Raw genomic sequence first — 25408 nt, forward strand, 5'->3', positions numbered from 1 at the left:
CACTGGATGCCAGTCCGATCGAGTCGGGAAAGCCCTCTACTCCAATAGCTCTCCCTTGTGAGTGGAACAAATCTAAAAGACGCTCCTACGTCGCTAACGCTGCGCTATCGCCAATCTAAAATCCAAAATTGATGGATCTACATTCCTACTATCCCCCCAAGGGGACTCTTAGTCCCCAACCCCACAGGGGAAAACCCCTTTCATATCCCCCCGTTCCTTAGGTGCAAGAGAGGCAAAAATGACTCCTCCAGAAAACAAGAACATCATCGAAGAAAGAAAAGAACTAATTAAAGAAGTTCTCGGTGCTTATCCAGAAAAAGCTGCTAAAAAGCGCGAAAAACACTTAAACGTATACGAAGAAGGTAAGAGCGATTGCGGCGTTAAGTCGAACATCAAATCTCTTCCTGGTGTAATGACCGCCCGTGGTTGTGCTTACGCCGGTTCTAAGGGAGTGGTTTGGGGTCCTATTAAGGACATGATCCACATCAGCCACGGGCCTGTAGGTTGCGGTTACTGGTCTTGGTCTGGTCGTCGTAACTACTACATCGGTACTACAGGTATTGATACCTTTGGTACCATGCACTTTACCTCTGACTTCCAAGAAAGAGATATCGTGTTTGGTGGTGACAAGAAACTTGTCAAGCTGATTCAAGAACTTGATGTACTTTTCCCCCTCAACCGTGGTGTTTCCATTCAATCTGAATGTCCCATCGGTCTAATTGGGGATGACATCGAAGCAGTTGCTAGAAAGACATCGAAAGAAATTGGCAAGCCGGTTGTTCCTGTACGTTGCGAAGGCTTCCGGGGTGTTTCTCAATCTTTGGGACACCACATCGCTAACGACATGGTGCGTGACTGGGTTTTCACCAGATCCGACCAAGCTAAGAAAGACGGTACACTCAAGTTTGAAGGTACTCCTTATGATGTAGCCATCATTGGTGACTACAACATCGGTGGAGATGCTTGGGCTAGCCGCATCCTGTTAGAAGAAATCGGCTTGCGCGTAGTCGCTCAGTGGTCAGGTGATGGCACAATCAACGAAATGTTGATGACCCCAAATGTGAAGATGAACCTCATCCACTGCTACCGGTCGATGAACTACATCAGCCGTCACATGGAAGAAGCTTATGGTATTCCCTGGTTAGAATACAACTTCTTCGGTCCCACCAAGATTGCTGAATCTTTACGGGAAATCGCTTCTAAGTTTGACGAGAAGATCCAAGCGAACGCTGAGAAGGTGATTGCTAAGTATCAACCAACAATGGATGCGATCGTTAAGAAGTATCGCCCCCGCTTGGAAGGTAAGACTGTAGCCATCATGGTTGGTGGTTTACGTCCTCGCCACGTTGTCCCAGCTTTCCAAGATTTGGGCATGAAGATGATTGGTACTGGTTATGAGTTCGCTCATAATGACGACTACAAACGTACCACTCACTACATCGAAAACGGTACTATCGTTTATGACGACGTAACTGCTTACGAATTCGAGGAATTTGTCAAAGCACTTAAGCCAGACTTAATTGCTTCTGGTGTGAAAGAGAAGTACGTCTTCCAAAAGATGGGTCTTCCTTTCCGTCAAATGCACTCTTGGGATTACTCCGAACCTAGTGATCGCTCCTCAACATCATATAATGTAAGGTTTTTTCGCGGCGGTAGAAAAAAGAGTCTATTTCTAGCCTAAATGCAAATTGCAGGGTTATTTAGGAACAATCTATTCTGATGCTTTAGATAGTATAACTCTTATGGAGTCTGGTTTTTAGATTTTGCTTGCATTTTGCTCAAAGAAAAACTGTAAAATGAAAGACTATTTATAATGACGATTTTTTAGATTAAATGGTGCGATCGCTTTCACTGAACAATATGATGATTGAGCAGTGGGGGGTGCGATTAGCAAAAGTAAGAATTATTCATCTGGAGTATGTCAAACCTAAATTTGTTTTAACGGTAAAAAGCAGCGTCGGCAAGTAAGCTCGAACTCAGCACCAGCGACTCCCAAAAGTCAGTTGCCGTGGAGTGTTAGACAGCTTTTTTGTCGTAATTTAAAACTATGTACTTAGTAGCTTGCACCAAATATGTTCTCATTATGGTACTCAATAAACTCTTCGCTGATACTATGACCAATATTGATCCGAATTTTACTATTATCAAGCTTGATTACACCATAATCAAGCATTACGTGATGATTAGGACAAAGCACAATAATATTGTTCGCTATATCAGGGCCGTTATGCGGACGACCTAATGGTTTTATATGGTGTGCTTCCGAATAACTTTTTTTGTTCACAAGAACAATGGAAGTATCACATAGCTGACAACGATGATTATGTAAAAGCTTTATTTGACAAGCAAGGTGTGTATCTCGAAGAATGCGATAAGTTTTTTGTAGTGTTCGCCCAGGCGCTTGATTACCAATTGCATGAAGATTTTGGTTATCAGCTACTTTGTTTTCATTATCACTTCCCTCGTCTATGTCAGACGCTTCTGGGGTTTCTGTAACAAATGAACGTAATCCCCAAACGCCACTTCCAAGACCTTTTACAGAAAAGAATAAATCTTTTCCCTTATATCTGGCTGAATCAGAAGAATGATCTTCAATTGTTCCTCGAACAATTGCAGTTAAACTTTCAGGATGTGGAGATGAACGAATTTTTCTGACTTCTTGGTAAATATCAGCTAGTGGAGCTATACCGTTAAGGTTAGCAAGTGCAGCAATAATATCCTCGACCCATTTTGCCATGACCCAATTGCCTAAAACTTTCACCAGTCCAATCTTACTGTATAGAAATTCTGTGTGAGGTGAGATTATACTAAATAGCTCTCGCTTTTGCACAGCAAGTTGAACTGCGATCGCCCTCACTCGAAAATAAACTAGGCGATGTCTGCGACGGGCTGCGCCTACGCATTAAACCGTCCAATCCTCAATTAACAATCCGGGTACTTTGCCCAAATCCCGATGATTGCGCGTTAATAAAACTAATTTACGAGATAGTGCGATCGCCTTTAAAGATTATCTGTGAGATGTACAAGAAGTATACCGTTGTAGTGATCGCATGATTGAAAACACAATCAATACACTTAAGTACACGTTTATAGACTGCACAACCAACGAGAAATAGATGCAACTTGCTTCTCTTGATTTAAATTAGCAGCGTTACTGAGAGTGCCGTTTTCCAATTGATTCCAGATTTCGCCTGCCATCCTTCTGGCGATCGCTGATCCTACGAAGAAAGTCAGAGGTGAATGCCCTACTCTCGAAAATGCTTCACGTATACGATTTAGTGCTGCTTGTGCAGTTTTCCAATGCTCATCTGCGCCTGCGGGATCTATACCGCCTTTAAGTTCACCAAGGGCGATAACGTATGGTGCAACTACAGATGGTTCAATCGTGCTAGATTTGTTGGCTGCTAATTCTGCTGGGGCTAAGTTAAACAAACATAGATCCACATTACTTCTAACTAGCGGGACAGTCAGGTTATAAATTAGTGTGCGATTACCAATCTCGCTTTCCCAGCTTATTCCTCGTAAAGATAACTCAATTTCTGAGTCATTATTTGTCATGGCTATCCACTTTTTACTTTTTGAGTGTTGCCAGTGGTATTTTGTACCTGCGATCGTGAGAGTGGAGAGAATGGCACGAGTCAGCTTTCTTTGTGCCAACACGCCTCCAATATTTCGCATTGAACCACCAAGTGTGTCACCACGAGTCAGTAAAAATCTAAAAACCAATTCTTCTGGAAAGTTTGCACCTGCTGGTTCAAGAAAATTTTTGATCAGACCATTTACAGCCTCTACCTTATCCTCTGACATCAGGTGCGCTAGAGATTTATCAGATAAGCCTGCCGCAGTTAACAATCCCATCTCAATGCCCTTAATCTTTAGCAATTCAATAGGACTCTCAGCTTGACTAGCAGCTTCTTTAAGTGCCCTTGCTTCTGCGACGAATGGCGTAGCACGTCGATTTTTCTCCAGTGCAAGAGCCACAAAACCTGCACGAATTGCTTCATAAGTTGTTATAAGATCATCAATGGATTGAAGATGATTTTGATAGGAACACATAGAAATTCAATTTATGGCTTTTTCCATACATAAACGCACTTACGCAATGGATCGCGTCCATGACTTCCCATTTGCTGGCTACTATTACCTTTATCACTTGGCAAAACAAGAATATTTTCAATAACAAAACCTAGCTGTTCGGCGAAATCAGAGAGAATCATATCTACTGAAATGCTTGCCCCTGCATAACGAACATTGTCGTTAACCATGAATAAAAGTGCCCCTGGTTTAAGAACACGAAAACATTCTTGTATTACACACGCCATCTCATAAAAATATCCTCTGACCATTCTTGGTATACCATTGTTATTTAATGCACCCTTTGTTTTTTGGTTATCTAAATATTTCAAGATAGCCTGCAACAAATTCTGTGAATCAGCAATAGCTAAGGCTGTTTTCCAGTCTGAGTTGATAGTCAATAAATCTTTGGGGCGATTTTCAACTGTACAACTTAGCATTTCCTGACGAAGGTTAATTAACTCCTTTTCAGAAATACCAAGTAAAGCTAGTTCCAGTGCATAAGTGCGAGTATAGTCGTATCGATTGCAATAAGGTGGAGATGTAATAATTGCATCATATACGCAATTGGCTAGGCGCGGCATAATCTCAAGACAAGATCCTCCATAAAGATGAATTTGACCTTGAGAATTTTTAATTGGGAAAAGCTCAATTTGTTGTGTAGAAGGCAGTAAATCATCAATAATTTCACTTATTTTATTGGCGATCGCATTATCAAACTCTAGAATTTCGCCTTTGTTGAAAGGTTTCTTGCTCTGTCCACGACCAGAACGATAATCCCAACGTAGATACTGTCCATCTTTACGCGTATAACTTATGGATTCTAAAATGCACAGTAAGGCAAAGTTTAAAACTGCTTGGACTCTATGATTTTCTCGTTTGCAAGCTGCAAGATACTGCTCAATTGCATTTATAGTTAGTTCAGCATAAGCTCCTTTTGTGATTCTCAATTCTGGTAAGTCTTGTTTCTGCTCACACCGCTTCCAAACCTGTAACTTTGACCAATTTTTGATCCTATCAAAATCTTCAGGAGTGAATTCAGAATCTAAAAGCTTTTTAGCATTAATTATTTGTTGACCAATGGACAATAATTCAATACCGTCAGCATCAATTCCAGCTTCGCTAGCAGCAAATAGCGCAGTTCCACTGCCTGCAAATGGATCTAAAACCTTACCTTTAGTAATTTTATATTGTTGCAATAGGTATTCTATAAGAGATGCAGAGAAAGCTTCTTTATATTTATACCACCGATAGATAGGTCTAGTTTTGTTAGCTTGAAAACTAACTATAAGTCGTGTCAATGAAGGATGAACTAAAAATTTACTCTGGAAGCACTGATACAGTTGCCTATCAAGATTGTCAATTTCACCTAAACCATCACTTTCCACTTCGGACACGGTATTAGAAACACTTGCTAGGCTGATCACAGATGAATTTTCCTAGAGAATTAACTAGTCAAGTTAGTATAGTTCTAATTTTAGGGTTAGATATATGATTCGCCCAAACTTTACAAAAAGTCACTGTATATTTAGGAATGATGTATTGTTGTAGTGATGTCTGCGACGGGCTTCTCTACGAGAGGCTACGCCAACGCCCTCGTTCGGCAATAAACTAGGCGATGTCTACGACGGGTTGTTCGGTGTCGCATTAAACCGTCCAATCCTCAATTAACAATTCGGGTATCTTGCTGAAATCCCGATGATTGCGCGTTAATAAAACTAATTTACAAGATAGTGCGATCGCTGAATAGCCCGTCGTAGAGATCGCTGCAAAAGAAGTAGACTGTTGTTGCGATCGCCCCAGTTCGACAACACGCCACTGTATATTCATAATTGGGTGAAGTTAAGCGTAGACGCTCTTAGCGGCTTGCCGAAGGCATCGCCTCTAACTCAGGAATATGTTCAGTTTCGTAGTTTTCAATTAAAAGACCGATAACTTCCATTAGAGATGCGAGTGGATGCGTCTCGTCTTCACCAACTTGATCGATGAGACAATCAAGGATCTCAACTAAGCGTTCATATTCCTCTTCTGTGTGAGGAACAAAGACGTTTTCTGCAATAGATGACCAAGCAGTGATGGTTTGATTTAGGTTGAAACTTTGCATTATTCCTTCCACTTTCCTTCTCTTCTCTACGAGAGGCTGCGCCAACGAGACGCTATGCGAACATCATATTCTGAATGCGTTAACACAGCACGAATGTAGACTTTTTGGCGGTTATAATGAATTGCGGCAATGAGTCTAACTTTGTTACCACCAATGTTAAATACTGTCAATTTACCGACTTGATCTGCCGATGGAAATATTTCACGGAGTTCTACTGTTGCTGAATATACACTTCAACGATTTCAGCGATCGCAGATTTAATCGGGACAAATAACAAGCCACTAATCAGTTTTATTGCCTCGCTCTTTCCTGGAAAGTTACCTCAATAATCCCTTTAATCAACAATGACAATCAATCGCAACCACTATATTGTCTTGATATTGGCGTAAAAGACTTCGGAAATTTTCTAGCCATTCTTCATTAGACTTTCCTTCACGATCGTGCCACTTTCCATCAGGCGTAACGATAGCGTATGAAACTAAGTCAGACATTAGGGCAGAGATCGGACGAATATTGTCTTCTGATTGCACAATATCTAGCCCGTATCGATGTTGAAATTCTTCTGGGTTGAGATTGTAATGCTGCTCCTTACCCCAAATTATGCCATCATACTGACCACCAATAACAAATCCGTCACATTTTGCTTGCGGAGATGGATTATCTTCATCCGTTTCAAAATATGGCAACATCAATTCTTTAGCCTTTTTGCTTGGGTTTGGTTCTGTGTGATCAACAATCACAAGTGTTAGAAAATGGCTCATCTTTAGCTACGTTAAATTACCGTTATCATTGTTGCAACATCTACATTACGACTTTTGGAATTTGCATCTATCTACTCCAGGAAGCCTCTTTTGTCCATTTGCCCCATAAAGTGTTAGCCTGCTAAACTGAAGTAATTGGATGCAGAAAAGACGAATGAATAACGTCTGGAGGTTCCCTTGAGTATTATACAAACTGCTACTGAAAAAATGCGTAGGCGTAGCCCGTCGCAGGCATCCCTCCCGCCAGAGAAGCAACAAGAGGTCTTAAATTTTATTGAGTTTCTGCAAAGTCAGCTAGCACAACAAAATACAAACATTGAACAAATTCAGCCTATTTCATTTTTGGCAGCAGATCAACAATTTACTGGTTGTGTTGATGGTGGCCCCGGTGATTTGGCGACAAACAAACAATATCTTGAAGGTTTAGGAACTGAATGAAGGGGCGAGTCATCATCGATACGGGGCCATTAGTAGCTTTTATTAATCGCAAAGAGCATCTTCATACCTGGATAATTAACACCTTAGCTACAATTGAGCAGCCTTTACTACTTGTGAGCCTGTGATTGTAGAGACTTGTTTTTTATTGCGAAATATCTACGGTCGTCAGGATACGGTGATGTCTTTACTGGACGATGGAAAGATATTAATTTCGATGTGTTTGAGTGAAGAAGCGGCAGTAATTAAAGAATTGCTACGACAATATCAGTCAGTTCCAATGTCATTAGCAGATGCGTGTTTGGTGAGAATGACACAACTGTATCCTGAAAGCGAGTTACTAACATTTGATAGCGATTTTACAATTTATCGGAAGAATCGCAATCAACTAATTTCTGTGATTATGCCAGAGGATTTGTAAAAATAGGGTTAAGAGCGATGCCTTCTCTACGAGACGCTCCGGGAACGGCGGGCTACGCCAACGCTCCTCAATATCACATAATGCAAGGTTTTTAAGCGACGAGATAAAAGCCTAAATGTTGGCATTAATCCAAGAAACCCAATTATTGAAACGCATAAATCTGCCAAAACTCGCCAATAACATAGAGCAGGTATAGCTATTTGAAACAGTGGCGTGGTTTGGCGTGGTTAGATTTTGGGGTTAAAAATGCGTTAGACGACATTGGGTTAAAACAGGTTTACGAATAGCAAACTACTCCCCCGATGGCGGAGGTTCCACCTGAAACTGTCTACCACACTGAGGGCAATCAACTAAAAAGCGATTGTTACCGTTTTGGTTAATGCGTTGATATAAATTTTGCGAGTAAAAATTTTCCTCTGAAGCTACATAGCCCTGGGGCAACGTAGAAAAACACTTAGTCTGCTGTTTGATTTTTAAAGAGGGTAAGTAAGTATAAAGGGTTTGAATATCTGGCATAGTGAATACCTTTTTATAAGATTACAAAGTTGTCAGCGCCACTAGCTTCTAGCAACTTAGTTTAAATCTGGTAACTAGTAAGTCGCCTCAGTATTTTTACCAAGAAAGATGAAGAGTACTGAGTTGCGAACATTTACGTAAATGAACGGTAATCAGTTATGTAGGAATTTCAGTATATGTCTAAAATTTGCTGGAACAGAATTAAAATGCAATTCAGCATACTTTAATATTGCGTATAAGATTTACGTCAGTGCTGAGGGAAATGCAGATTTCCTAATGACTCGTGGAATTTGCAATATTTTGGCGATCGCAGGTAATAAAGATGATTTAATTGCTTTTATGAGCGATCACCCCAAATCGGCAACATTTAGTGATTATCTGTGAGATAGACAAGAAGTAGACTGTTGTTGCGATCGCTATTTCAATAATATTTTGCTTACTTGCAACACTCAATCAGACAACAAGATCGCAAAGCCTTCTTGGGTGAAGTGTTTATCGTGTGTCAGTACCCCCCTATAATCTCTAGTTGGCTCATAGTTTGCATAGAAATGCAATCTGTCAAGCTATAGCCTTTATCGAAACGTTGAGAATACAGAGTTAGACCACCTAAAAAGGATTCGCGTGTTTGTGGAATAACTTGAACCCGATCATTTTGCAGAATGCTTTGTGCTAGTTGATATATTCCGCTTCGGGTGTATCTACCAGCAGTTGAGAAATAATTTACAAACTCAGTCAGCACCTCATCGGTTGTAATCAGTTTTGTTTGCATCAGCGATTTGTGTATTTCTTGAGTGCGGACGTGCCATGCATCTCGTGGATTAGCAAGCGCTATCCAGTAAAACGTGTCTACAAAAACGGGATTCATGCTGAAGTTTGAGGATTTCCGTAGAGATACTGGTCATGCTGCTGGGCGCTATCTGTGTGCAAGTTAACAAGTTCTTCAGGAGGAATACTCTGAGCAAATTGCTCGAACTCGTTGAAGAGATTTTGTAAGGAGTTATCTGCTTCAAGAGGAGAAGCAATTACCTGGGTGCTATCTGCTTCCTGAATACTATCTTGATTAGAACCGTGTTCGCTAGATTGCGCCTTTACAGACTGCAAAAGGTGTAAAATTGCTTCAATCAGTGCCTCTGGTGCTTGCTCAATTTCTCGAAGAAGTTGCTCTTTCGCCGTCATTGCTGATACCCTCAAGCAAATACTTGAAATTGTACTATTAAGTTTAACTCTTATCACTCTCACCCTCGAAAAAAACACTGCATAGTTAGGGATTTTATAACTGCGATGTCTGCGACGGGCTATTCGGCGTCGCCCTCACTCGACAAGAAACTAGGCGTAGGCGTAGCCCGTCGTAGACATCGACAGATGAGATACCACTAATAATCGAAAGACATAGGAGTGAAAATGACGTAGGGACAATACCCTGCGGGAAGCCGCTCCGCGTCTACATGAATTGTCCCTACCAAGAATTTCAGTCAACGCATAATTAATTTCTGGGGATGTCTAATCATTAGCGATCGCCTGTAACCCAAAGATGTTGCTTAATACACTTGAGGGACAAAAAACTGCTCATTGCGGGGGGCGCGAATATAATCCTCAGCCACAGGTCTAGACGGAAGGTCTAAGGGAGGAGGTGTCATATCTTCGTAAGGAACTTTGCTCAACAAATGATGAATGCAGTTGAGCCGCGCCCGTTTTTTATCATCTGCTTCAATTGTAAACCAGGGAGCTTCTGGAATATTTGTGTAAGCAAACATGGTATCTTTGGCTTTGGAATATTCTACCCAGCGATCGCGTGATTCCAAATCCATTGGGCTGAGTTTCCAGCGCCTTGCTGGATCGTGACTCCGAGAAAGAAAGCGTTTTTCTTGTTCTTCATCGCTGACTGAGAACCAGTACTTAATTAAAACAATGCCCGATCGCACCAGCATTCGTTCAAATTCTGGGCAAGATTGCATGAATTCTTGATATTCTGCTTCAGTACAAAAACCCATTACCTTTTCAACTCCGGCTCGGTTGTACCAACTGCGATCGAAGAGGACAATTTCGCCTGCTGTCGGCAGATGTTGCACATAGCGCTGAAAATACCACTGAGTTTTCTCGCGATCGGAGGGGGTTCCTAGAGCCACTACACGACAGCCACGAGGATTTAGTGGATCAGCAATGCGTTTAATTACTCCTCCTTTGCCGGCAGCATCGCGCCCTTCAAATATGACGACAACCCGATAGCCAGTGTGCTTAATCCAGTATTGCATTTTGACTAGCTCAATCTGGAGTTGTTCTAGTTCAGTTTCAAAAGTTTTTTTGGGAATTTTTTTGGCAAAAGCTTCAGTGCTACCATCAAAAATCCGTTTGGATTTTTTAGATTTTTTCTTGTCTTTGTCCTTTAGTAGGTTTTCTATTAAAGCAGGTTGAACTAGACCATTATTTTGCTGGTTTTCGACTTCATCAATTGACATCGCAGTGACTCCAAGCCATTGAATCGGCACAATTCGCCTTATCTACCAAGTATATATTTTAATTAATAGCTCTGAGTGTAAATATATATAAGTAACTCGGTGTAAATAATTGTCTCTAGGATAAGGCAACAGGCAACTTGTACTGAGCGGAGTCGAAGTATAGGTAGAAGGGTTTTAGCCTTGTTTACTTTTCTTCGCATAGTTTGCTTTTATTGTGCCGACTTACTTAAATGCTCTGATATATAGCGGTTATCGGTTGAGTCCAATACACTCATAAGGTCACGGCACTGCCGTGACCCTACAAGCGGCGATATAATTTTGTATTGCATCCAATTGAGAACCGCTATATAAGAACCAGTCTGAGACATCACCCTAACTCGCTAGACTACATGTGGGGTTGTCAAGTAATTAGAAATTATGCCTTATAGTCAGTTTACAAATATTAGTAAAGTTAAAGAGGCTTTCGGGTTAAAAACGCAGGAAGGCGGGAGATTCATTCCTGTCACTAAACCTATTGAAGCATCTGCTACACTAACGGCATATCTTGGAGAAAGTCTGTCAATAGCTTCTGCCGCAAGTGAAAAAGCGCGTTCTGAAGGAATTATTTACCCAGTATTATTAGAAGTCAGACGGATATTAAATCGGCAAATTAGCTTATTTTCTGGAGAAGATTTTACAGTTGATGAGACAGTTGGACTTAATGGAATGTGTGATTTCCTTTTGAGTCGATCGCCGGAAGTGCTAGAAATTGAAGCCCCTGCAATTGTCATTGTGGAAGCAAAAAAAGCTGATTTAAAAACTGGTTTTGGACAATGTATTGCAGAGATGGTTGCGGCACAGCGATTCAATGCTGCAAAAAATCATCCAGTTTCCGTAATATATGGTTCTATTAGTAGTGGTACGCAATGGCGATTTCTGAAGCTTGAGGAAAATACTGTCACTATCGATCTGATGGATTATCCCCTCCCACCTGTGGAAGAAATTCTCGCAATTTTAGTTTGGATGGTTCAAAGCGTTGGGGATATTTGAAATAGCTATGCGATGCTTAAGGTCATCACGATACTGCGATCGCTAACATCTTGAGGTAGTTCAGTTATGCGCTACCCAATTTATCAGAATTGCGATCGCACTTTCCTTCATCATCGATCACCCTAGTACAAGACGGCGGAAGTAAGCCGAGTATTATATGGGATAATTAAGTCAGTAGATGAAAAGCTTTGTTTGGTGACAAAGAATCAGGGTATGGCAAGATTAGCTCCAAAAGAATTAAGTTTGAGTGATAGTGAGCAGAATGAACTACAAGAGTTGATAAAGGGACATAAGACAGCACAGCAAATCGTCATCCGAGCCAAAATTATTCTTCTGGCATCATCAGGGAAAAATAACGGCGAAATTGCTCGAATATTAGAGATTAGTCTAGATATGACTCGTTTATGGCGAAAGCGATGGTTGGAGACAGAGGGAGCAAAATTATCAGCTTTTCAAAGATTACAAGATCAAGAGCGTACTGGCGCACCAGTAAAATTTAGCATGGAACAAGTAATAGAGTTGTTTGCGCTTGCCTGTTCGCCGCCAGAAGATTACGGTCGGACAATAAGTCACTGGACATCTAGAGAACTGACAGATGAAATTACAAAACAAGGGATTATCGAAAGTATATCTGTTCGCCATGTGGGAAGACTATTAGAAGAAGCTCAATTGAAGCCACACCAAAGTCGGTACTGGCTGACTCCCCCCCCTGGATGAAAAATTTGATGCAAAAGTTGAAGATATTACAGATTTGTATTTAAATGCGATTGACCGTCATCTAAAGGGGGAACGCACAATATCTATTGATGAGATGACAGGTATTCAAGCTACTGAGCGCATAGAAAAAGACTTACCAATGCGACCGGGCAAAGTTGAAAGAAGGGAATTTGAATATATTCGTCACGGTACGCAAACCTTGATAGCCAGTTTCGATGTTGCCACTGGTCAAATTATCAGACCAACTTGTGGAGATTCCAGAACAGAAGTTGATTTTATCTTTCATATTCATCAAACTATTGCCACTGACCCCAATGCGAAAAAATGGCATTTAATTATGGATTGCCTGAACACTCATCAATCGGAGTCCTTAGTTCGTTTTGTTGCACAAATTGAAGGTTTAAACATCAACCTTGGCATTAAGGGTAAAAGTGGCATCCTCAAATCAATGAAATCTCGTGCAGCTTTTTTAAGTGACCCCACACATCAAATCGTTTTCCATTACACACCACTACATTCTTCTTGGCTCAACCAAATTGAAATTTGGTTTAGTATTTTGGTACGGAAGTTACTAAGAAGAGCCAGTTTCCAGAGTCAGGATGATCTCAAAACTAGAATTCTTGCTTTTATTGACTACTTTAATCAAACAATGGCTAAACCTTTCAAGTGGACATATAAGGGTAAAGTTTTGGCTGTTTAATACTCGGTTTATTTCCGCCGTCCTGTACTAGTACAGGTCGGCAGAAATAAGAATACCATTGTAGTGCGAGCAGCGTTCGACTGAGCGCTCACGCCGTACTCCTCCGGGGAAGCAAGCTACGCGTAGCGTCCCGCAGGGAAGTCTTGTTCGCATATAAACGCGAGCAAGATGCTCGCACTACTTTAATTATCAAAACTGAAATATTCATAAAATGGTATGCTTGCGCCATGCGGTACTAGGCTTTTCTATCTTTTCCCAATCATCACCATCCGCACACCACCCGCAGGAGCAAGGGCAAACCCACGACGTTGCAATTTAACGGGTTTATCTTCTGCTAAAGCAAGTTGATATTTTGATAAAACCGTTGCCAGAACTAATTTTATTTCTAACTGAGCTAAGGCATATCCCAAACACCGCCGACTTCCACCACCAAAAGGCAGGTATTCTGAAGGGGAATACTGTCGCCCTAAAAAGCGTTCTGGTTTGAACTGTTCAGCATTAGGATACAAATCTTCCCGGTAATGCACGAGGTAAATACTCGGCATTAAGGTGGTTTCAGCATCAAACTCATATCCAGCAATCTTCGTGGATGATTTGGTGATGCGTGGGAACAGCCCGGGAATGACTGGATACATCCGTAGAGTTTCTTGAGAAACTGCTGTTAAGTAGGGAAGTTGAGCAATTTCCATTGGGTGGGGATTATCCCCTAAGCTGTCGAGTTCCTGCTGCAATTTTTCTAGGACATCTGGATGTTGGTAAATCTGATAGAAAGCCCAGGCGAGTGTTGTTGCAGTAGTTTCATGCCCAGCAAATAAAATTGTGAGCAGTTCATCTGTTAATTCTGCGTCGCTCATGGCTTGCCCATTTTCATCCCGTGCTGCCATCATCAGGCTGAGAACATCGGCACCCTTTTCATCGTTTTTTGTACTTTTTTCGGCAATTTCTGCTTGTAGCAGTCTGTGAATCTGGCCTTGTCTTTGTTTCATCTGGCCCCAAGGTGTCCAGCTTCCCCAATCTTTTTGTAAGAACTGAAAAAATAGCATACTAGAGCGCAAGGGAGAATCGGTCATATCGAGCCAAGCTGTCAGTAAGCGTTTAAGTTGTTGATAGCGTTCCCCTGCGCTTAAACCAAAGACGATTTGCAAAATCACTTCTAGGCTAACCTTCTGCATGGTTGAGCGAGCGATAAATGGTTGGCCGATTTGCCATTGACTTGTGATTTGATTTGTGATTAGGCAGATTTGTTGGGCATAAGTTTGTAGTCTTTCCCCATGAAAGGGTGGCATTAATAATTTTCGTTCTCGTCGATGGCGATCGCCATCCATTAACATGAGAGAATTTTGTCCAAGCAGCGGCTTTGCCAGCTCATTCCCTCGACCTATATCAAATTTAGAATCTTGGTTGAAAATTTCTTGAATGGCTTGCGGATTGCCAATGATTACATAAGATCCGACTCCACTCAGATGCATGGAAAAAATGTCTCCATGCTTTTGGCTATATTTATGCTGAAAAGCGATTGGATCGGCAATCCAATTTATGAGTTGCCACCAAGGAGGGCTGGTGATGCAATTTGGTAATTGATTTAACATAAGATTTCCCCTCTGTCCCTATAAATTAACTCTACATCAGGGGCTAGGCATTAGGGGCTAGAAATTAGAGCCTAGGGTGTACCTTGCAAGTCGGGAAGAAGAAATATAAGGTTTGATACTTTTATAAATTATGTCTTGATAAGGTAATAACTCTTGTGGTAGCTAATTTTTGAGATAATTCTCCATCACGTTGTGTGACCAAAAAAGGCAAAATAAGTAAAAAGAAATGTTGAATTTATCTTACTTTTTACTTGTTCAGGTTTAGTCTGGAAAAGCCACACCAGTCATGGGGTCACGGATATACAGCCCTAGTGTGAGACTACGCATTACTTCATCCCAAATGGGTGTTAGCTGTTCTGCTTGATCTGCCCAATAATCGAATGTAATCAAGCATTGAACATTAGACCCCAAACCAATGCAAGTCCGCGAAAAAGCTTCACGTGGCTCCGCTTGGGTGTCGATAAACTTAATCTCTGTCCACACAATCTTGGCGGTTTGGCGCTTAAGGGTAAAAATTTCGCCCTTCTCAATAACGTTACGACTGTCGTCTTCTATGACTTTTCTCATAGTGCGTTTTAGCGGGAACTGGCTCCAGTCGTTGGGTGGGAGTTGATTAAAAGATACTTCCAAGCAGCAATCATCGTCGGGCGGTTTTCTATCGAGGAATTTGAACGATTTTTCTTGTGGCTCAAAAACCCAATCCTGGGGAACATTGAAGCGAACAGCTCCCCGATTGGCGACAAAAATTTTGTAGCCTGATGGCGATTCCCAGCGATGGTCTGGCTTTAGTTCAAGTGTTTCTTTAATCCACTGGAGATTGCTTTTCTTACGCTTTGGCATAGTGTTGTTGCAGATTTGGTGTTTTGCGATCGCCTACGACCAAACCTAGGCGATCGCCCACTTTGTTAATCTTACCAAATTGCTAGATGTTGCCCATAAACAATTGTATATTTTGCAGATTGTGTATGAAATGCTTAGACGTAACCCGTCATCAAGGATGAAAAGAACCTAAACTTTTCACGATTCAAGTCTCGTTCTCTGTCTTAAAAAGTTTTGCGCTCCTGTAATCAGGACGCGCAAACTTTTCGCTTGTAGGCTAGGTTATTTTAGGTTTTAGATTTCACACTTCAGCCTACAGTTGCGCTTTCAAGCTAGTATCTGTTCCCTACTTGCCAAAAGCATCCTTGATGTTATCAACAGTGCGTTCAACAGCATTCTTTGTCTTGTCTACTGCTTTCTGTGTGCGAGCTGCGTCTTTGTCTGCTCTTTCCTGGATTCTAGCCGCATCTCTTTGTGCTTTGCGCCCAGCAAAACTACCATTATCTGTTGCTTCGTCTACTTTATTGGCATTGCTTTTTGCTGTCTGCTTCAGCTTATCTGCCGTATCTTGGATGAAATTCTTGGTTCGTCCAGCATCTTCACTGGCTTTGCCTTTAGCATCGTCGATATTGGCGGATGCAATTAAGTTTATAGCAGGATCAGCCATTGCTGAGGTGGTCGAGAAAAATGCACCCTGCCAAACGAAAGCGATCGCTAACAGACAAAATAGAGTTGTTGCCATCCAGCGTCCTACAATTGAAAGCCGGTTCACAAAATAATTAAGTTTCATAGAATACAATCTCCATGAGATTAAGCATCCTCATATTTACTTGATTTAACTCATCAGCCAAATCGTGCCCTAGATAGAGGTTTTTATGTCATCAGTTGTTAGAAAAACTCACTATTTTGATAGATTGAATGCACTGGTATCTTTATGCTCTAGTCTTCAGTAACAGGGGACGCTGATTGTGAGTTCTGCTGGGGCGATCGCCCGACGCCCAAGACTGTCGCTACAAATGAATGCGATCGCCCCAACTCATATTTCTAACTTTTGAAGAGATGCTATCTCCAACTTCTGGATGATACTAAGCGTTTTGCGAGTAAACACAAACAGGCTTTTGAGCAAATTTCGCATGTATCGCTTAATTAAGAGTTTTAGCGAATATTTATTAGTCACGCAGGATGAACCTTTTATTAAACTCTATAGCAAGCTAAAGCTTGATTGCTCAGTGAGGGGGAAACTGGAAATCATCTTTCCTACCCTTGATACCAATTCACGAAAACACTGATATAGACAGATTTCTCGTAGTAGCACGGCATTGCCGTGCCCTTACCAACGCATCTGTATTATTGTGAAATGGTATGACAACGAAAGATTTAGGGCTGGGTAGAAATATTTGATACATCAATCATAACTTTTCAAACATCCTCAATTTGATTTATTGAGTTCTCCAAATTTAACTTTCTTCAGGTAATTATATTTATTCTGTAACTCCCGGAAATTACCTTCAATCATTGGAAAAAGCTTGTCAGGGAATGGTTCATTTAAATCAACTGGATTAAATCTTTGTAGTTCTTGTACAGAGCGGATTGTTCTGTATACTGCAACATGCTTGATATATTTTAATAACTCATTTATCAAATCTTTGCTGTTATTTGCATTTTCTGCCAAGTGAATTTTTGACTCTATAATCTCAACAATTTCTTGATGATTTTTGAGTATGAATTCTTTTTCTATAGCATCACTTGCAGCTTCAGGTAAAACATTGTTTTCAGGGCTTAAAGACTTGATTCGCTTCCACATTACATTATCTTTCTCTAGCCGCAAGTATATAGGCCAGTAGAACTCAGAAATTTGTCTTTCTAAAAACTCAATCTCTGCATTATGTCGAGTTATAGCAATCTGATTTTCTAGCTCAGAGATTTGTTGCTTCTGCTGATTTTCTAGTTCGGCAATTAGTTGTCTTTGGTAATATTTTTCATTAGTTTCATTCTTAAATATCTCCAATCTTTTATTAAGCCAGTAGCCTGCTACCAAAACAATGCCACCAAGCAAAATTTTATCCAGAACTAATTCAATAATCTTTTCATAAAGAGCCATTTAACGATTCTCTCCCGTGTCCAATGTGGAACTACAAATCATAATTGTAACCAGGAGAACGAGCAAGCGACAGTACGTAATATTACAGTATTGCTAGTAATTTAATATTCCTAGGCTCTAAATCCCATAACCACGCCCAAACTTTCCACAGATATATCTTAGAGTTGAGTGTGTTGTCGCGCAGCACCAAGCACCTGACGCAACAAGCCATAGGCGCGCTTCTCTACGAGAGGCTACGCCAACGCACTTTTATTTAGTCACATTCTCCTCAGAACTCTCTAGTTTTTGTATTAGATAACCTATTGGCAAAGCTTCTATAGCATAACGTGCGAAAAAAATCCGCTCTTTCTCAGAGAATTTTAATTCACTAGAGAGAGCGCGGAGAATTTCAGCACCAGCAATCAGATTATCTATTGAAAAAGTCTCTGTTTTTATCTTCTCTATATCTTTTTGAACTTTCTCTTTTTCTTCAGTCTTACACTTGCCTAAATCTGGTGCAAACAAAGTCTTTTGATCTCGCGTGGCATTATAATAAAATGTATTAATATCTTCTGGGTAAATTCTCACGAATCGAGCCACCCTTTCATCTCTGATATTTGCTACTGTCTGTTCTTGTTCGCAAGGACGTATCAAAGTAGATAATGCCCATGAGATACCACCTGCTAGATAAACTCTTTGCAAATTTTGCGCTCCGGGTTTTCGCTGCACTATATCTCTAATTTGCGGAATTAGTATCTGACGTTTTGTATTTTCTGCTGCTTTAATAAAGTCCGTATTCCCCTGGCTATTGCTGATCTCTTTAGTAAAGGTTTTTGTACCAAAAGGAACTGAAAATGTGACATTTTCACCTTTCTTGGTGCTTTTCTGATACCCTCCTTTAGTGTTGCCAGATCCAATATCAATCATGACAACTTGCCTACGCCTCCAATCTGGAACAACACCACTAAATACAAAGTTAGCTTCTTCTTCAGCAGAAATAAACTCCATGACTCTTCCTGTTTCTTGCTGAACTTCCTTTGCCAGAGCATTCTTATGAGGAGCTTTTGATGCAACTCCACTACTACCGTAAATAACTATTTGCTCACAAGGTATCCCAAACCGTTGTTGGATTTCAGTGAACATACCTTTGACAGCATCAACAGCTTCTTTTTGAGCTTTAGGATCAACAGCATTTGCGTTCCTTTCTTCAATCGCTTCTTCTCGAGCAATAAATTTAAATCCGTGTTCATTGACGGTTGGCAATTCCTGGATTACTTCTGCTTTTATACCTGTGCTTCCCACTTCAATAACACCATACAAATTACCTGACTTCTTCACCAGGGTACTTGCGCTACATTGTGGAGGTTTAGCCGATGCTGTTACTAGACTTGTTTTTCTATTTATAAGACTTATAAGACTAAAAATCGCTCCTCCAGACAGAGTAAGAAATACTAAACCGCCTAAAACAATTGGCCATGTAAGAGCCTTGCTTTTTTTAAACATCGTTTTTGCTACTTCCTCAGCAGCATTAACATTAGAGCTATGCGTTGGTTTGAAAACTGTCAATTGTTGTAAAATTTCATTTGCATTAGCAGGACGTTGTTCTATCAAAGGTGCAATTAGCCAATCAATCATCGCGAGAAATTCAGGCGAGATCGAATTAACAAACTGATGCCATTCTAATTTATTATTAGTATAATGAAGCTCTCTCTGATCTTTTCCTGTTAGTAAATAGACGAATGCAAGTCCCAGAGAAAAGAAATCAGATTGAGGTAAAAATTTGCCTTGCTTTTGTTCTTCTGCTGTATAGTTAGGGGAATATATATGAGTACTTCCTTCTGTAGGAGCTTGGATTTGGTAAAACTGTCCTACTCCTCCAAAGCCAACTACAGACAGTTGTCCGTTAGGTTTAAGAATAATGTTTGATGGATTAATATCTTTGTGGATAATTCCTTGGTTGTGAATTTCTTTAAGAATATGAAGTAACTGTTCTAGCCATATAACAGCAGATTGTTGCTCAATTGGTCTACCTAATTGTTTTATATACTCTTCTAAGTTTGTCCCTAAAATTTTTTCCATGACTACGCAATGCAGAGATGTCTGACCATTTCTTGTAGTATATTGAAAACAGTCTTCAATTTTAGGGATTCCCAGATGATTTGACTTGCTTAAAACTTGGAAATCTCGCTCAAATAACTCTATCGTTTTTTGTTTAAAATCTTCTCTTAGTTCCCATTCTTTAAGCACCTTCAAAATTTTAGGGAAACCTTGATGTAGTATTTCGTAAGTCTCGGTGCAGGTTCCCTGGTTATTCAACAACCGAATGACTTGGTAGCGCCCTTGAAGTAGTAATTCTGAACCACAATTCTGGCAAAATAAAATGCCATTAGGATTGGCAAGCCTACAGTCTGGATTAATGCAAAGAGTCATAACTTTTTATACTAAAAGTTTTTATAAAGCAAGGTCTCTATATGCCGACTTACTTATCCTGATATTGATCGTTTGAGATCAAATTTATATCTCATCTAGTGAATATTATTTTTACAGGTTGTGAATTGTTTTACCTAAAGTATGTATATCTATTATTTTGTCTCTAAATAGAAATATACCGTGTTTACACGTAAGAAATATAAATTTTATATGAAGTAAGAAACAACCATAATAAACAATTGGTAAATACTGTCTAAGTAGAGGTGTTAATACTTTTTAATTACTCTCGCTAGATAAAAATCTCAAAGCTCCATACTCAAGATTTATTGATTCGCATCTATCCCGATAAAGGCGATGTCTACCACAAATGCACCTACGCTCCAACTCTCCGAAGCTATTTTAGAGCAGGATGCGATCGCCCCAACTGAATTTCTAACTTTTGCAGAGATGGCTTATTTGTTCGCTGACACACCCGTCTAGAAATGAATTTCCGGGCTGATAGGCAAAGTTTACTCAAGTAAACTGGGGATTAAGTGAGAATTTTGGCATTGCATAATAGAGAGATGAATTGAGGTCATCTACTGTGCAATTTCCATACTGCGGCTCTACGGAAATCCGAAAGAACGGGAAACGTAAAGGTAAACAAAATCACATTTGTACTCATTGCGATCGCCAATTTATTGATGTATGCGATCCGCCAAAAGGATATTCAGAAAAACTGAAACAAGAATGCTTAAAAATGTACATCAACGGCATGGGTTTTCGTGGTATTGAACGAGTTAAAGGCGTACATCGCCGTTCTGGTAGGGTGTGCCGTCGCCAAGCGCTGCACCACGTCAATAGGTAGGAAAGAGGGTTTTAGCTTTGTTTACTTTTCTTCACATAGTTTGGTTTTATTGTGCCGACTTACTTAATTTCATAGAGAAGTTGCTAAATTGATCACAATTGCTGAATCAAAATCGGCGAGGATTTGTGGCGTTGGGGTGCTGTCGCATCTTCTACGGTGACAGCAACAGCTTTAACTATTCCCTGCTGACGAAATACTGGAGGTACGGGAATTTGCCTTGATAAGTTACCGTCTGCATCTACGGTAAATACTTGGGTCAAAATAGCGTTTTTGGTATCAGTGGTAAAAGGGGCATTGGGCGCCAACACTGTCCACAGTACATAAACCTTGCCTGGTGACAACGGTGGTAAGTCTTTTACTGTTAAGGTTGCTTCTAGTTTCTGGGGGTTCACTTTCACTTTGACTGAGGCGGGGGTGTTAACGGCGATGGGTTGGAGTACTAAAGTCAATGGCTGTATCTGAGCTATCTCTGCACGGCTTGTTTGCAAAGCCCGCCACAACAGGTAGTTGCTAATACTTAAACCTAAAATCAGCATCGCCGCCACTACTCCTAATCCTTTAGGCCAGTTTCGCCGCCAGGCTAATAGTTTGTGGGTGTATTCCTCCCTAGCAGGCTGATAGGCAGCTAAGATGGCTTCCTTTAAAGCAGGCGGTGGATTAATTTCTGGTGTATTATGAGTGCTTTCCAACACCTGTTGTAACTGAGTAATTTCGGAAGCGATCGCTGGGTCACTAGCTATCAGTTGCTCAATTTGGCGGGCTTCTGTGGGACTAATATCCCCAAGCACATACCCTGCAAGTAGCTCTTGTAAATCTTCTGGCGGTATAGATCCTCTCATAGTGATCAATCTCCGTCCATTTGTAATATCTGGCGCAATTTTAGGAGTCCACGGCGCGCTCTAGCTTTTACCGTCCCCAAGGGAATCTCTAATAACTCGGCAATTTTGGCTTGAGTGAACCCTTCCAAGTAAGCCATTTGTAAAATTTGCCTCTGACTTGACGATAGTTCTGCTAAAGCTACCTGTACTTGCTGCGATCGCTCGTTAGCAAAGGCATAATCAAAGGGGGAATTAGTGGTTTTTTCTTCACTGACATTGATTTGGGAGCGCTCAATCAGGCTTTGGGCAGTTTTGCGCGATCGCATTCGATCAATTGCCCGCGATCGTGTCAAAATTGCCAGATAGGTTCTCAAAGATCCCCTACTCGGATCATATCCAGCTTTCTTTGCCAAGGTCAAAAAAATATCCTGGGTCAGATCCTCAGCTTCTTGGCGATTGCCCAAAACCTTCAAAGCTAAACCATAAACCAAAGAGGCATGACGGTCATAAAGACAACCTAAAGCGTCCACCTGTCCATTTCGCAACGCTAACCACAGGTTTGTATCAGATAGAGTTTGACTTTCAACCTGGCTCGGTCGCTCAAAGTCCATAACACAGGAGACTAAACGGTTGTTGATTGCCCATGCCCTAGTTGAGAATACCATAATCTGTTAGCTCAAAAGCAAGGTGGCAGGATACATCCTGCCATCTCCTCTAGCTCATCTAATAAGTCAACAAAATACCGCGCAGTTCTCCACCCCGATTTTTTGTAGTGTGTAAGTCTACATAAAGCTGACCTTGATCGAGAGCTTGCAATTGTTCAGGGGTGAGAGTGTAGTCTCCAGCAGCACTTCCCCCGTCACCTGATGTATTTAATGTCACATTTAGCGCATACTGAAACGGTCCATTCGCATTGGATGCGCCTTTGTGAATATGGAAAGCAGAGGTAATGTTAGGATTAGGGGGATTCACTGGATCGGTTGCATAGTCACGTAGGGCGCTACTCAACTGCCTAAAACTGGCGCGTACCACCAATCGATTACCAGATAAAGAAGCACCAACAGTTCCACGAGCATCTGTAGTGGGAGAACTGGGTACGACATTTTTGGGACTCAAAGCTGCAATATAGGTCTTGAAAGTACTGCTAGGTAAACCTTGAGCTAACAATACTGACGTAGCTGATTGGAGATTGTTATCCAAATCCTTGAGTGGTAAAATCTGGGATTGATTAGATTGGTTACTCCCAATCAAGTGGGTGGAAACAGAAGTTACTAACTTGCTTAAAGCCGGAGTAGAAATACTGACAACTAATAAACAAGCAATAGCGCCTAGCAAAGCGTTGCGGAAAATTTTATTCACTGAATTCATAGGGGTTTCCTTGTTGAAATTAGCGACAATGTGCAGTCAACTGCGCTTGAGAAAGCGCAGACAGACAGAGTTAATTACAATACAAGCTAATTACGGTAGAGAAGATATTTTGGATGCACTCACTCGAAAAGCTAGGATCTGTTGTCGCGCAGCGCACCGCATTAACTTTAACTCCGCTTATAAACCAACTCCATCTTCAACTTCTCAATTTCCATCCTCAACCTCTCATTTTCCATCCTCAACTTCGCATTCTCCTCCCTAATCAACTCAACTTCATTCCTCTTACTCAAAGCCTGATTAATCGCCAACTTCCGCATATCTAGCGAGAACCAACGCTGATAAGTTTGCGTATGCACTTGCACACTATGCCCTAAATTATCCGCTGCAGCTTTAATTGGTATCCCTAAAATATGCGCTCGAATTGCCCAAGCATGACGTAAATCATAGGGTTTAAAATCTAATCCAATTTTCCGGAACCACCAACTAACTCGTTGTGTTAAGGCTGTGATTTCTGCATGATTAGTATTATCTTTTTTACTAATTGTTGTTGCCAACATCTCTAAATATTTGGGATTTCTTAAATCAAAATCATCAATCCATTGTTTATATAAAGGTAATGCTTGCCTTTCCCCAGTCTTACAATCTTTATGAACTTTCCATGTCAAATCTGCATTCTCTTGGCTTAACCACCAATCAATATCAGGGTCAATAAACAATTCCCGTGGTCGTAAACCAAAAACTGCTAACATTCCATAAGTCCAGCGCCAAAGCTGCCAGCTATCTTGAACATTTTGATTAACTTGATGACCTCGATTATTCAGATAATCTTCAAACTTGATAATTCCCTCAGATATCTCCATATCTGTAGGTATATTTCGGGAATTATTTTCAGGCATTTTAGAATATTTAGATAAATCGATTTCAATTTTGAATGTTAGACAAAATGCAGATATAGCTCTGACTGCGTTATATCTAGCCCATTCCTTGTCGATTTTTTCAATTAAGCTGATGAGATTTTCTGGTGTTGCCAAATCTTGAGGATTAGTAAATCGCTTGGTGCGAGAAAAATAATAAAAGAAAGTATGCTCGCTTTTGGTAGTGCGTTGATGAGTTTTAAAATACTCCTCTTCAAATTTAGCTAATAACTCTCCGATAGTTTTAAATTCTTTTTTAAGTGCCTCATTACCTAAATATTTCTCATTCCATTCAAAAGTATGCCGGGCGATTAACTTTCCTAATTCGTAGGCTTCCTCTTCCGCCGTTTTGAGTCCATCTAAATTAGCGGGGATATTCAAACTGAGATTGTATTGCTTTCTCCCAGTGCCATTTGTATTTTTGTCTCCCGGTTTAATTGGTAAAGTTGCACGTAATTGCAGACTTCCATTGGATTCTCTAATTGTCACCTTTGCCTTTGCAGACTTCAAACGCAGATTTACCTGCTCTAATTCCTGTAGTAACTTGCTTCTCATTATGCTCTGTTTGTTGCTGCGATCGCACAGATGAACAAAAATACCGGGCGATTTGTCATCGCTAAGGTAGTGACATCTAGATGATGCTGAAGCGGAAACCCTGGTGAAGCATCTTGCTGAGGAGGAATTAAAAATGCAAAATGCAATACTCAAAAAGTGGTTCTTTCATTTTGAATTTTGAATTGAAGCGATGTTATATTGTTAGCCTATATTTAGCCTAAAAATAAATGTGTTCTCTACAAACAGTGTTTATCGCTGACATTGATTGCTGTGAACATTAGGCTATTTAAAACTATCGAACCATCAAAAGAATTACTCCGGTCCTTATCACGGTTATGACGGCTTTGCTATCTTTGCTCGTGATATGGATTTGGCACTCAATAGCCCAACCTGGTCATTAATCGGCGCTCCTTGGAACAAAAAGGCTCAAGCTAAGGCTAAAGCCAAAGCTGCCGTTTAAAGATATGAAAGTAGGGGCAGGGTTCCCCTGCCCGTGGTTCCTCTACCCATAAAGCTGGATAAATCCAGAGGGAGTTGGGAATTCAAAATTCAAAATTCAAAATTCAAAGTTTTGGATTTTGCATCTTGAGTTTTGAGCTATATTCCCCACTCTCCCCCAAAATCAGAAAGCAGAGAGACCCCGCCCCTACGAAAATCTTAAGGTGATTTCTGAGAAAGAAAATACCTGTGTTGGCGAGTTTCGACTCCGCTCAACTCTCGATCTCTGAGTTGGTTGAGCGCAGTCGAAACCAACGGCGGCGGTATATTTATTCCT

24 protein-coding genes and 5 pseudogenes are annotated in these 25408 nt (G+C 40.7%); 10 read left to right on the forward strand and 19 right to left on the reverse strand.

The window, feature by feature from the left end; genetic code table 11:
• The first annotated feature begins 238 nt into the window (after nucleotides 1–238).
• On the forward strand, nucleotides 239–1681 hold the full coding sequence (nifD, locus tag CAL7507_RS00385) for a nitrogenase molybdenum-iron protein alpha chain (RefSeq protein WP_015126423.1): 1443 nt from the start codon (nucleotides 239–241) through the stop codon (nucleotides 1679–1681).
• Nucleotides 1682–2053: 372 nt separating this feature from the next.
• Here nifD and CAL7507_RS00390 read toward each other — a convergent pair whose 3' ends face one another.
• From CAL7507_RS00390 to CAL7507_RS00410, 7 genes and pseudogenes are all read right to left on the reverse strand, one after another.
• Nucleotides 2054–2761 (reverse strand): HNH endonuclease, encoded by a 708-nt coding sequence (locus CAL7507_RS00390; protein WP_201447871.1) that lies wholly within the window; start codon nucleotides 2759–2761, stop codon nucleotides 2054–2056.
• A gap of 326 nt (nucleotides 2762–3087) precedes the next feature.
• Nucleotides 3088–4056, reverse strand: a complete 969-nt coding sequence (locus CAL7507_RS00395) for a type II restriction endonuclease (RefSeq protein WP_015126425.1) — start codon at nucleotides 4054–4056, stop codon at nucleotides 3088–3090.
• 11 nt (nucleotides 4057–4067) lie between these two features.
• Entirely contained in the window at nucleotides 4068–5501 is a 1434-nt protein-coding gene (locus CAL7507_RS00400) for a DNA methyltransferase (protein WP_015126426.1), read from the reverse strand.
• A 220-nt stretch (nucleotides 5502–5721) separates the two neighbouring features.
• Entirely contained in the window at nucleotides 5722–5904 is a 183-nt protein-coding gene (locus CAL7507_RS32110; protein WP_083862851.1) for a hypothetical protein, read from the reverse strand.
• A gap of 28 nt (nucleotides 5905–5932) precedes the next feature.
• Entirely contained in the window at nucleotides 5933–6178 is a 246-nt protein-coding gene (locus CAL7507_RS00405; RefSeq protein WP_015126427.1) for a hypothetical protein, read from the reverse strand.
• A 26-nt stretch (nucleotides 6179–6204) separates the two neighbouring features.
• A pseudogene (locus tag CAL7507_RS30350) lies at nucleotides 6205–6393 on the reverse strand (type II toxin-antitoxin system HigB family toxin); the annotation flags it as partial.
• 123 nt (nucleotides 6394–6516) lie between these two features.
• Nucleotides 6517–6939, reverse strand: coding sequence for a hypothetical protein (locus tag CAL7507_RS00410; protein WP_015126428.1), 423 nt, complete (start codon nucleotides 6937–6939; stop codon nucleotides 6517–6519).
• A 207-nt stretch (nucleotides 6940–7146) separates the two neighbouring features.
• Here CAL7507_RS00410 and CAL7507_RS00415 point away from each other — a divergent pair, with 207 nt between their 5' ends.
• The 3 genes and pseudogenes from CAL7507_RS00415 to CAL7507_RS31410 all read left to right on the forward strand — a co-directional run.
• Nucleotides 7147–7377: a DUF2281 domain-containing protein gene (locus CAL7507_RS00415; protein ID WP_144051274.1), complete on the forward strand. Its 231-nt coding sequence runs from the start codon at nucleotides 7147–7149 to the stop codon at nucleotides 7375–7377.
• Nucleotides 7378–7555: 178 nt separating this feature from the next.
• A complete protein-coding gene (locus tag CAL7507_RS32885) occupies nucleotides 7556–7795 on the forward strand; it encodes a hypothetical protein (RefSeq protein WP_236556843.1) in 240 nt (79 codons plus the stop codon).
• Between the two features lie 729 nt (nucleotides 7796–8524).
• Nucleotides 8525–8659 (forward strand): annotated as a pseudogene (locus CAL7507_RS31410) (restriction endonuclease); the annotation flags it as partial.
• Between the two features lie 154 nt (nucleotides 8660–8813).
• On the opposite strand, the gene CAL7507_RS00435 reads toward CAL7507_RS31410, so the two are convergent.
• The 3 genes from CAL7507_RS00435 to ppk2 form a co-directional block, all read right to left on the reverse strand.
• Nucleotides 8814–9176, reverse strand: coding sequence for a type II toxin-antitoxin system VapC family toxin (locus CAL7507_RS00435; protein ID WP_015126430.1), 363 nt, complete (start codon nucleotides 9174–9176; stop codon nucleotides 8814–8816).
• Complete coding sequence (locus tag CAL7507_RS00440) at nucleotides 9173–9487, reverse strand: hypothetical protein (RefSeq protein ID WP_015126431.1); 315 nt, start codon at nucleotides 9485–9487, stop codon at nucleotides 9173–9175. The genes CAL7507_RS00435 and CAL7507_RS00440 overlap by 4 nt, the downstream gene beginning before the upstream one ends.
• 362 nt (nucleotides 9488–9849) lie before the next feature.
• Nucleotides 9850–10767: a polyphosphate kinase 2 gene (gene ppk2, locus CAL7507_RS00445; protein ID WP_015126432.1), complete on the reverse strand. Its 918-nt coding sequence runs from the start codon at nucleotides 10765–10767 to the stop codon at nucleotides 9850–9852.
• A gap of 417 nt (nucleotides 10768–11184) precedes the next feature.
• Between ppk2 and CAL7507_RS00450 the strand changes: the two genes are divergently transcribed.
• The 3 genes from CAL7507_RS00450 to CAL7507_RS00460 all read left to right on the forward strand — a co-directional run bounded on the left by CAL7507_RS00450 (nucleotide 11185) and on the right by CAL7507_RS00460 (nucleotide 13213).
• The gene (locus CAL7507_RS00450; RefSeq protein WP_015126433.1) at nucleotides 11185–11796 is read left to right on the forward strand and encodes a hypothetical protein; all 612 of its coding nucleotides are present in this window, start codon (nucleotides 11185–11187) and stop codon (nucleotides 11794–11796) included.
• Between the two features lie 213 nt (nucleotides 11797–12009).
• A complete protein-coding gene (locus CAL7507_RS00455; RefSeq protein ID WP_042341108.1) occupies nucleotides 12010–12513 on the forward strand; it encodes a helix-turn-helix domain-containing protein in 504 nt (167 codons plus the stop codon).
• Between the two features lie 34 nt (nucleotides 12514–12547).
• The gene (locus CAL7507_RS00460) at nucleotides 12548–13213 is read left to right on the forward strand and encodes a transposase (RefSeq protein ID WP_236556786.1); all 666 of its coding nucleotides are present in this window, start codon (nucleotides 12548–12550) and stop codon (nucleotides 13211–13213) included.
• Nucleotides 13214–13458: 245 nt separating this feature from the next.
• On the opposite strand, the gene CAL7507_RS00465 is transcribed toward CAL7507_RS00460, so the two are convergent.
• From CAL7507_RS00465 to CAL7507_RS00485, 5 genes are all read right to left on the reverse strand, one after another.
• Nucleotides 13459–14802, reverse strand: a complete 1344-nt coding sequence (locus CAL7507_RS00465; RefSeq protein WP_015126434.1) for a cytochrome P450 — start codon at nucleotides 14800–14802, stop codon at nucleotides 13459–13461.
• 261 nt (nucleotides 14803–15063) lie between these two features.
• Nucleotides 15064–15642, reverse strand: a complete 579-nt coding sequence (locus tag CAL7507_RS00470; RefSeq protein ID WP_015126435.1) for a hypothetical protein — start codon at nucleotides 15640–15642, stop codon at nucleotides 15064–15066.
• A 325-nt stretch (nucleotides 15643–15967) separates the two neighbouring features.
• Nucleotides 15968–16411 (reverse strand): hypothetical protein, encoded by a 444-nt coding sequence (locus tag CAL7507_RS00475; protein WP_015126436.1) that lies wholly within the window; start codon nucleotides 16409–16411, stop codon nucleotides 15968–15970.
• Nucleotides 16412–17050: 639 nt separating this feature from the next.
• Nucleotides 17051–17722 (reverse strand): hypothetical protein, encoded by a 672-nt coding sequence (locus tag CAL7507_RS00480; RefSeq protein WP_015126437.1) that lies wholly within the window; start codon nucleotides 17720–17722, stop codon nucleotides 17051–17053.
• A gap of 249 nt (nucleotides 17723–17971) precedes the next feature.
• Complete coding sequence (locus CAL7507_RS00485) at nucleotides 17972–20131, reverse strand: protein kinase (protein WP_015126438.1); 2160 nt, start codon at nucleotides 20129–20131, stop codon at nucleotides 17972–17974.
• A gap of 354 nt (nucleotides 20132–20485) precedes the next feature.
• On the opposite strand from CAL7507_RS00485, the gene CAL7507_RS33340 reads away from it, so the two are divergent.
• Together CAL7507_RS33340 and CAL7507_RS30355 are read left to right on the forward strand one after the other, a co-directional pair.
• Nucleotides 20486–20611 (forward strand): hypothetical protein, encoded by a 126-nt coding sequence (locus tag CAL7507_RS33340; RefSeq protein ID WP_015126439.1) that lies wholly within the window; start codon nucleotides 20486–20488, stop codon nucleotides 20609–20611.
• 103 nt (nucleotides 20612–20714) lie between these two features.
• Nucleotides 20715–20924, forward strand: a pseudogene (locus CAL7507_RS30355) (IS1 family transposase); the annotation flags it as partial.
• 146 nt (nucleotides 20925–21070) lie between these two features.
• Here the strand turns inward: CAL7507_RS30355 and CAL7507_RS00490 are convergent.
• The 4 genes and pseudogenes from CAL7507_RS00490 to CAL7507_RS00505 form a co-directional block, all read right to left on the reverse strand.
• Nucleotides 21071–21817, reverse strand: coding sequence for an anti-sigma factor domain-containing protein (locus CAL7507_RS00490; protein ID WP_015126441.1), 747 nt, complete (start codon nucleotides 21815–21817; stop codon nucleotides 21071–21073).
• A gap of 5 nt (nucleotides 21818–21822) precedes the next feature.
• Complete coding sequence (locus tag CAL7507_RS00495) at nucleotides 21823–22461, reverse strand: sigma-70 family RNA polymerase sigma factor (RefSeq protein ID WP_015126442.1); 639 nt, start codon at nucleotides 22459–22461, stop codon at nucleotides 21823–21825.
• Nucleotides 22462–22519: 58 nt separating this feature from the next.
• The gene (locus CAL7507_RS00500; protein ID WP_015126443.1) at nucleotides 22520–23164 is read right to left on the reverse strand and encodes a CHRD domain-containing protein; all 645 of its coding nucleotides are present in this window, start codon (nucleotides 23162–23164) and stop codon (nucleotides 22520–22522) included.
• 167 nt (nucleotides 23165–23331) lie between these two features.
• Nucleotides 23332–24667: pseudogene (locus CAL7507_RS00505) on the reverse strand (site-specific integrase); the annotation flags it as partial.
• Nucleotides 24668–24934: 267 nt separating this feature from the next.
• On the opposite strand from CAL7507_RS00505, the pseudogene CAL7507_RS33595 reads away from it, so the two are divergent.
• Nucleotides 24935–25093, forward strand: a pseudogene (locus CAL7507_RS33595) (nitrogenase molybdenum-iron protein alpha chain); the annotation flags it as partial.
• Between the last annotated feature and the right edge of the window lie 315 nt (nucleotides 25094–25408).

This window comes from Calothrix sp. PCC 7507 (assembly GCF_000316575.1).
GTDB lineage: Bacteria > Cyanobacteriota > Cyanobacteriia > Cyanobacteriales > Nostocaceae > Fortiea.

Coding starts and splice junctions, on each gene's coding strand:
- nifD (WP_015126423.1), top strand. CDS start 239: ATGACTCCTCCAGAAAACAAGAACATCATCGAAGAAAGAAAAGAACTA.
- CAL7507_RS00395 (WP_015126425.1), bottom strand. CDS start 4,056: ATGTGTTCCTATCAAAATCATCTTCAATCCATTGATGATCTTATAACA.
- CAL7507_RS32110 (WP_083862851.1), bottom strand. CDS start 5,904: ATGAATATACAGTGGCGTGTTGTCGAACTGGGGCGATCGCAACAACAG.
- CAL7507_RS00405 (WP_015126427.1), bottom strand. CDS start 6,178: ATGCAAAGTTTCAACCTAAATCAAACCATCACTGCTTGGTCATCTATT.
- CAL7507_RS00410 (WP_015126428.1), bottom strand. CDS start 6,939: ATGAGCCATTTTCTAACACTTGTGATTGTTGATCACACAGAACCAAAC.
- CAL7507_RS00415 (WP_144051274.1), top strand. CDS start 7,147: ATGCGTAGGCGTAGCCCGTCGCAGGCATCCCTCCCGCCAGAGAAGCAA.
- CAL7507_RS32885 (WP_236556843.1), top strand. CDS start 7,556: ATGTCTTTACTGGACGATGGAAAGATATTAATTTCGATGTGTTTGAGT.
- CAL7507_RS00435 (WP_015126430.1), bottom strand. CDS start 9,176: ATGAATCCCGTTTTTGTAGACACGTTTTACTGGATAGCGCTTGCTAAT.
- CAL7507_RS00440 (WP_015126431.1), bottom strand. CDS start 9,487: ATGACGGCGAAAGAGCAACTTCTTCGAGAAATTGAGCAAGCACCAGAG.
- ppk2 (WP_015126432.1), bottom strand. CDS start 10,767: ATGTCAATTGATGAAGTCGAAAACCAGCAAAATAATGGTCTAGTTCAA.
- CAL7507_RS00450 (WP_015126433.1), top strand. CDS start 11,185: ATGCCTTATAGTCAGTTTACAAATATTAGTAAAGTTAAAGAGGCTTTC.
- CAL7507_RS00455 (WP_042341108.1), top strand. CDS start 12,010: ATGGCAAGATTAGCTCCAAAAGAATTAAGTTTGAGTGATAGTGAGCAG.
- CAL7507_RS00465 (WP_015126434.1), bottom strand. CDS start 14,802: ATGTTAAATCAATTACCAAATTGCATCACCAGCCCTCCTTGGTGGCAA.
- CAL7507_RS00470 (WP_015126435.1), bottom strand. CDS start 15,642: ATGCCAAAGCGTAAGAAAAGCAATCTCCAGTGGATTAAAGAAACACTT.
- CAL7507_RS00475 (WP_015126436.1), bottom strand. CDS start 16,411: ATGAAACTTAATTATTTTGTGAACCGGCTTTCAATTGTAGGACGCTGG.
- CAL7507_RS00480 (WP_015126437.1), bottom strand. CDS start 17,722: ATGGCTCTTTATGAAAAGATTATTGAATTAGTTCTGGATAAAATTTTG.
- CAL7507_RS00485 (WP_015126438.1), bottom strand. CDS start 20,131: ATGACTCTTTGCATTAATCCAGACTGTAGGCTTGCCAATCCTAATGGC.
- CAL7507_RS33340 (WP_015126439.1), top strand. CDS start 20,486: ATGTCTACCACAAATGCACCTACGCTCCAACTCTCCGAAGCTATTTTA.
- CAL7507_RS00490 (WP_015126441.1), bottom strand. CDS start 21,817: ATGAGAGGATCTATACCGCCAGAAGATTTACAAGAGCTACTTGCAGGG.
- CAL7507_RS00495 (WP_015126442.1), bottom strand. CDS start 22,461: ATGGTATTCTCAACTAGGGCATGGGCAATCAACAACCGTTTAGTCTCC.
- CAL7507_RS00500 (WP_015126443.1), bottom strand. CDS start 23,164: ATGAATTCAGTGAATAAAATTTTCCGCAACGCTTTGCTAGGCGCTATT.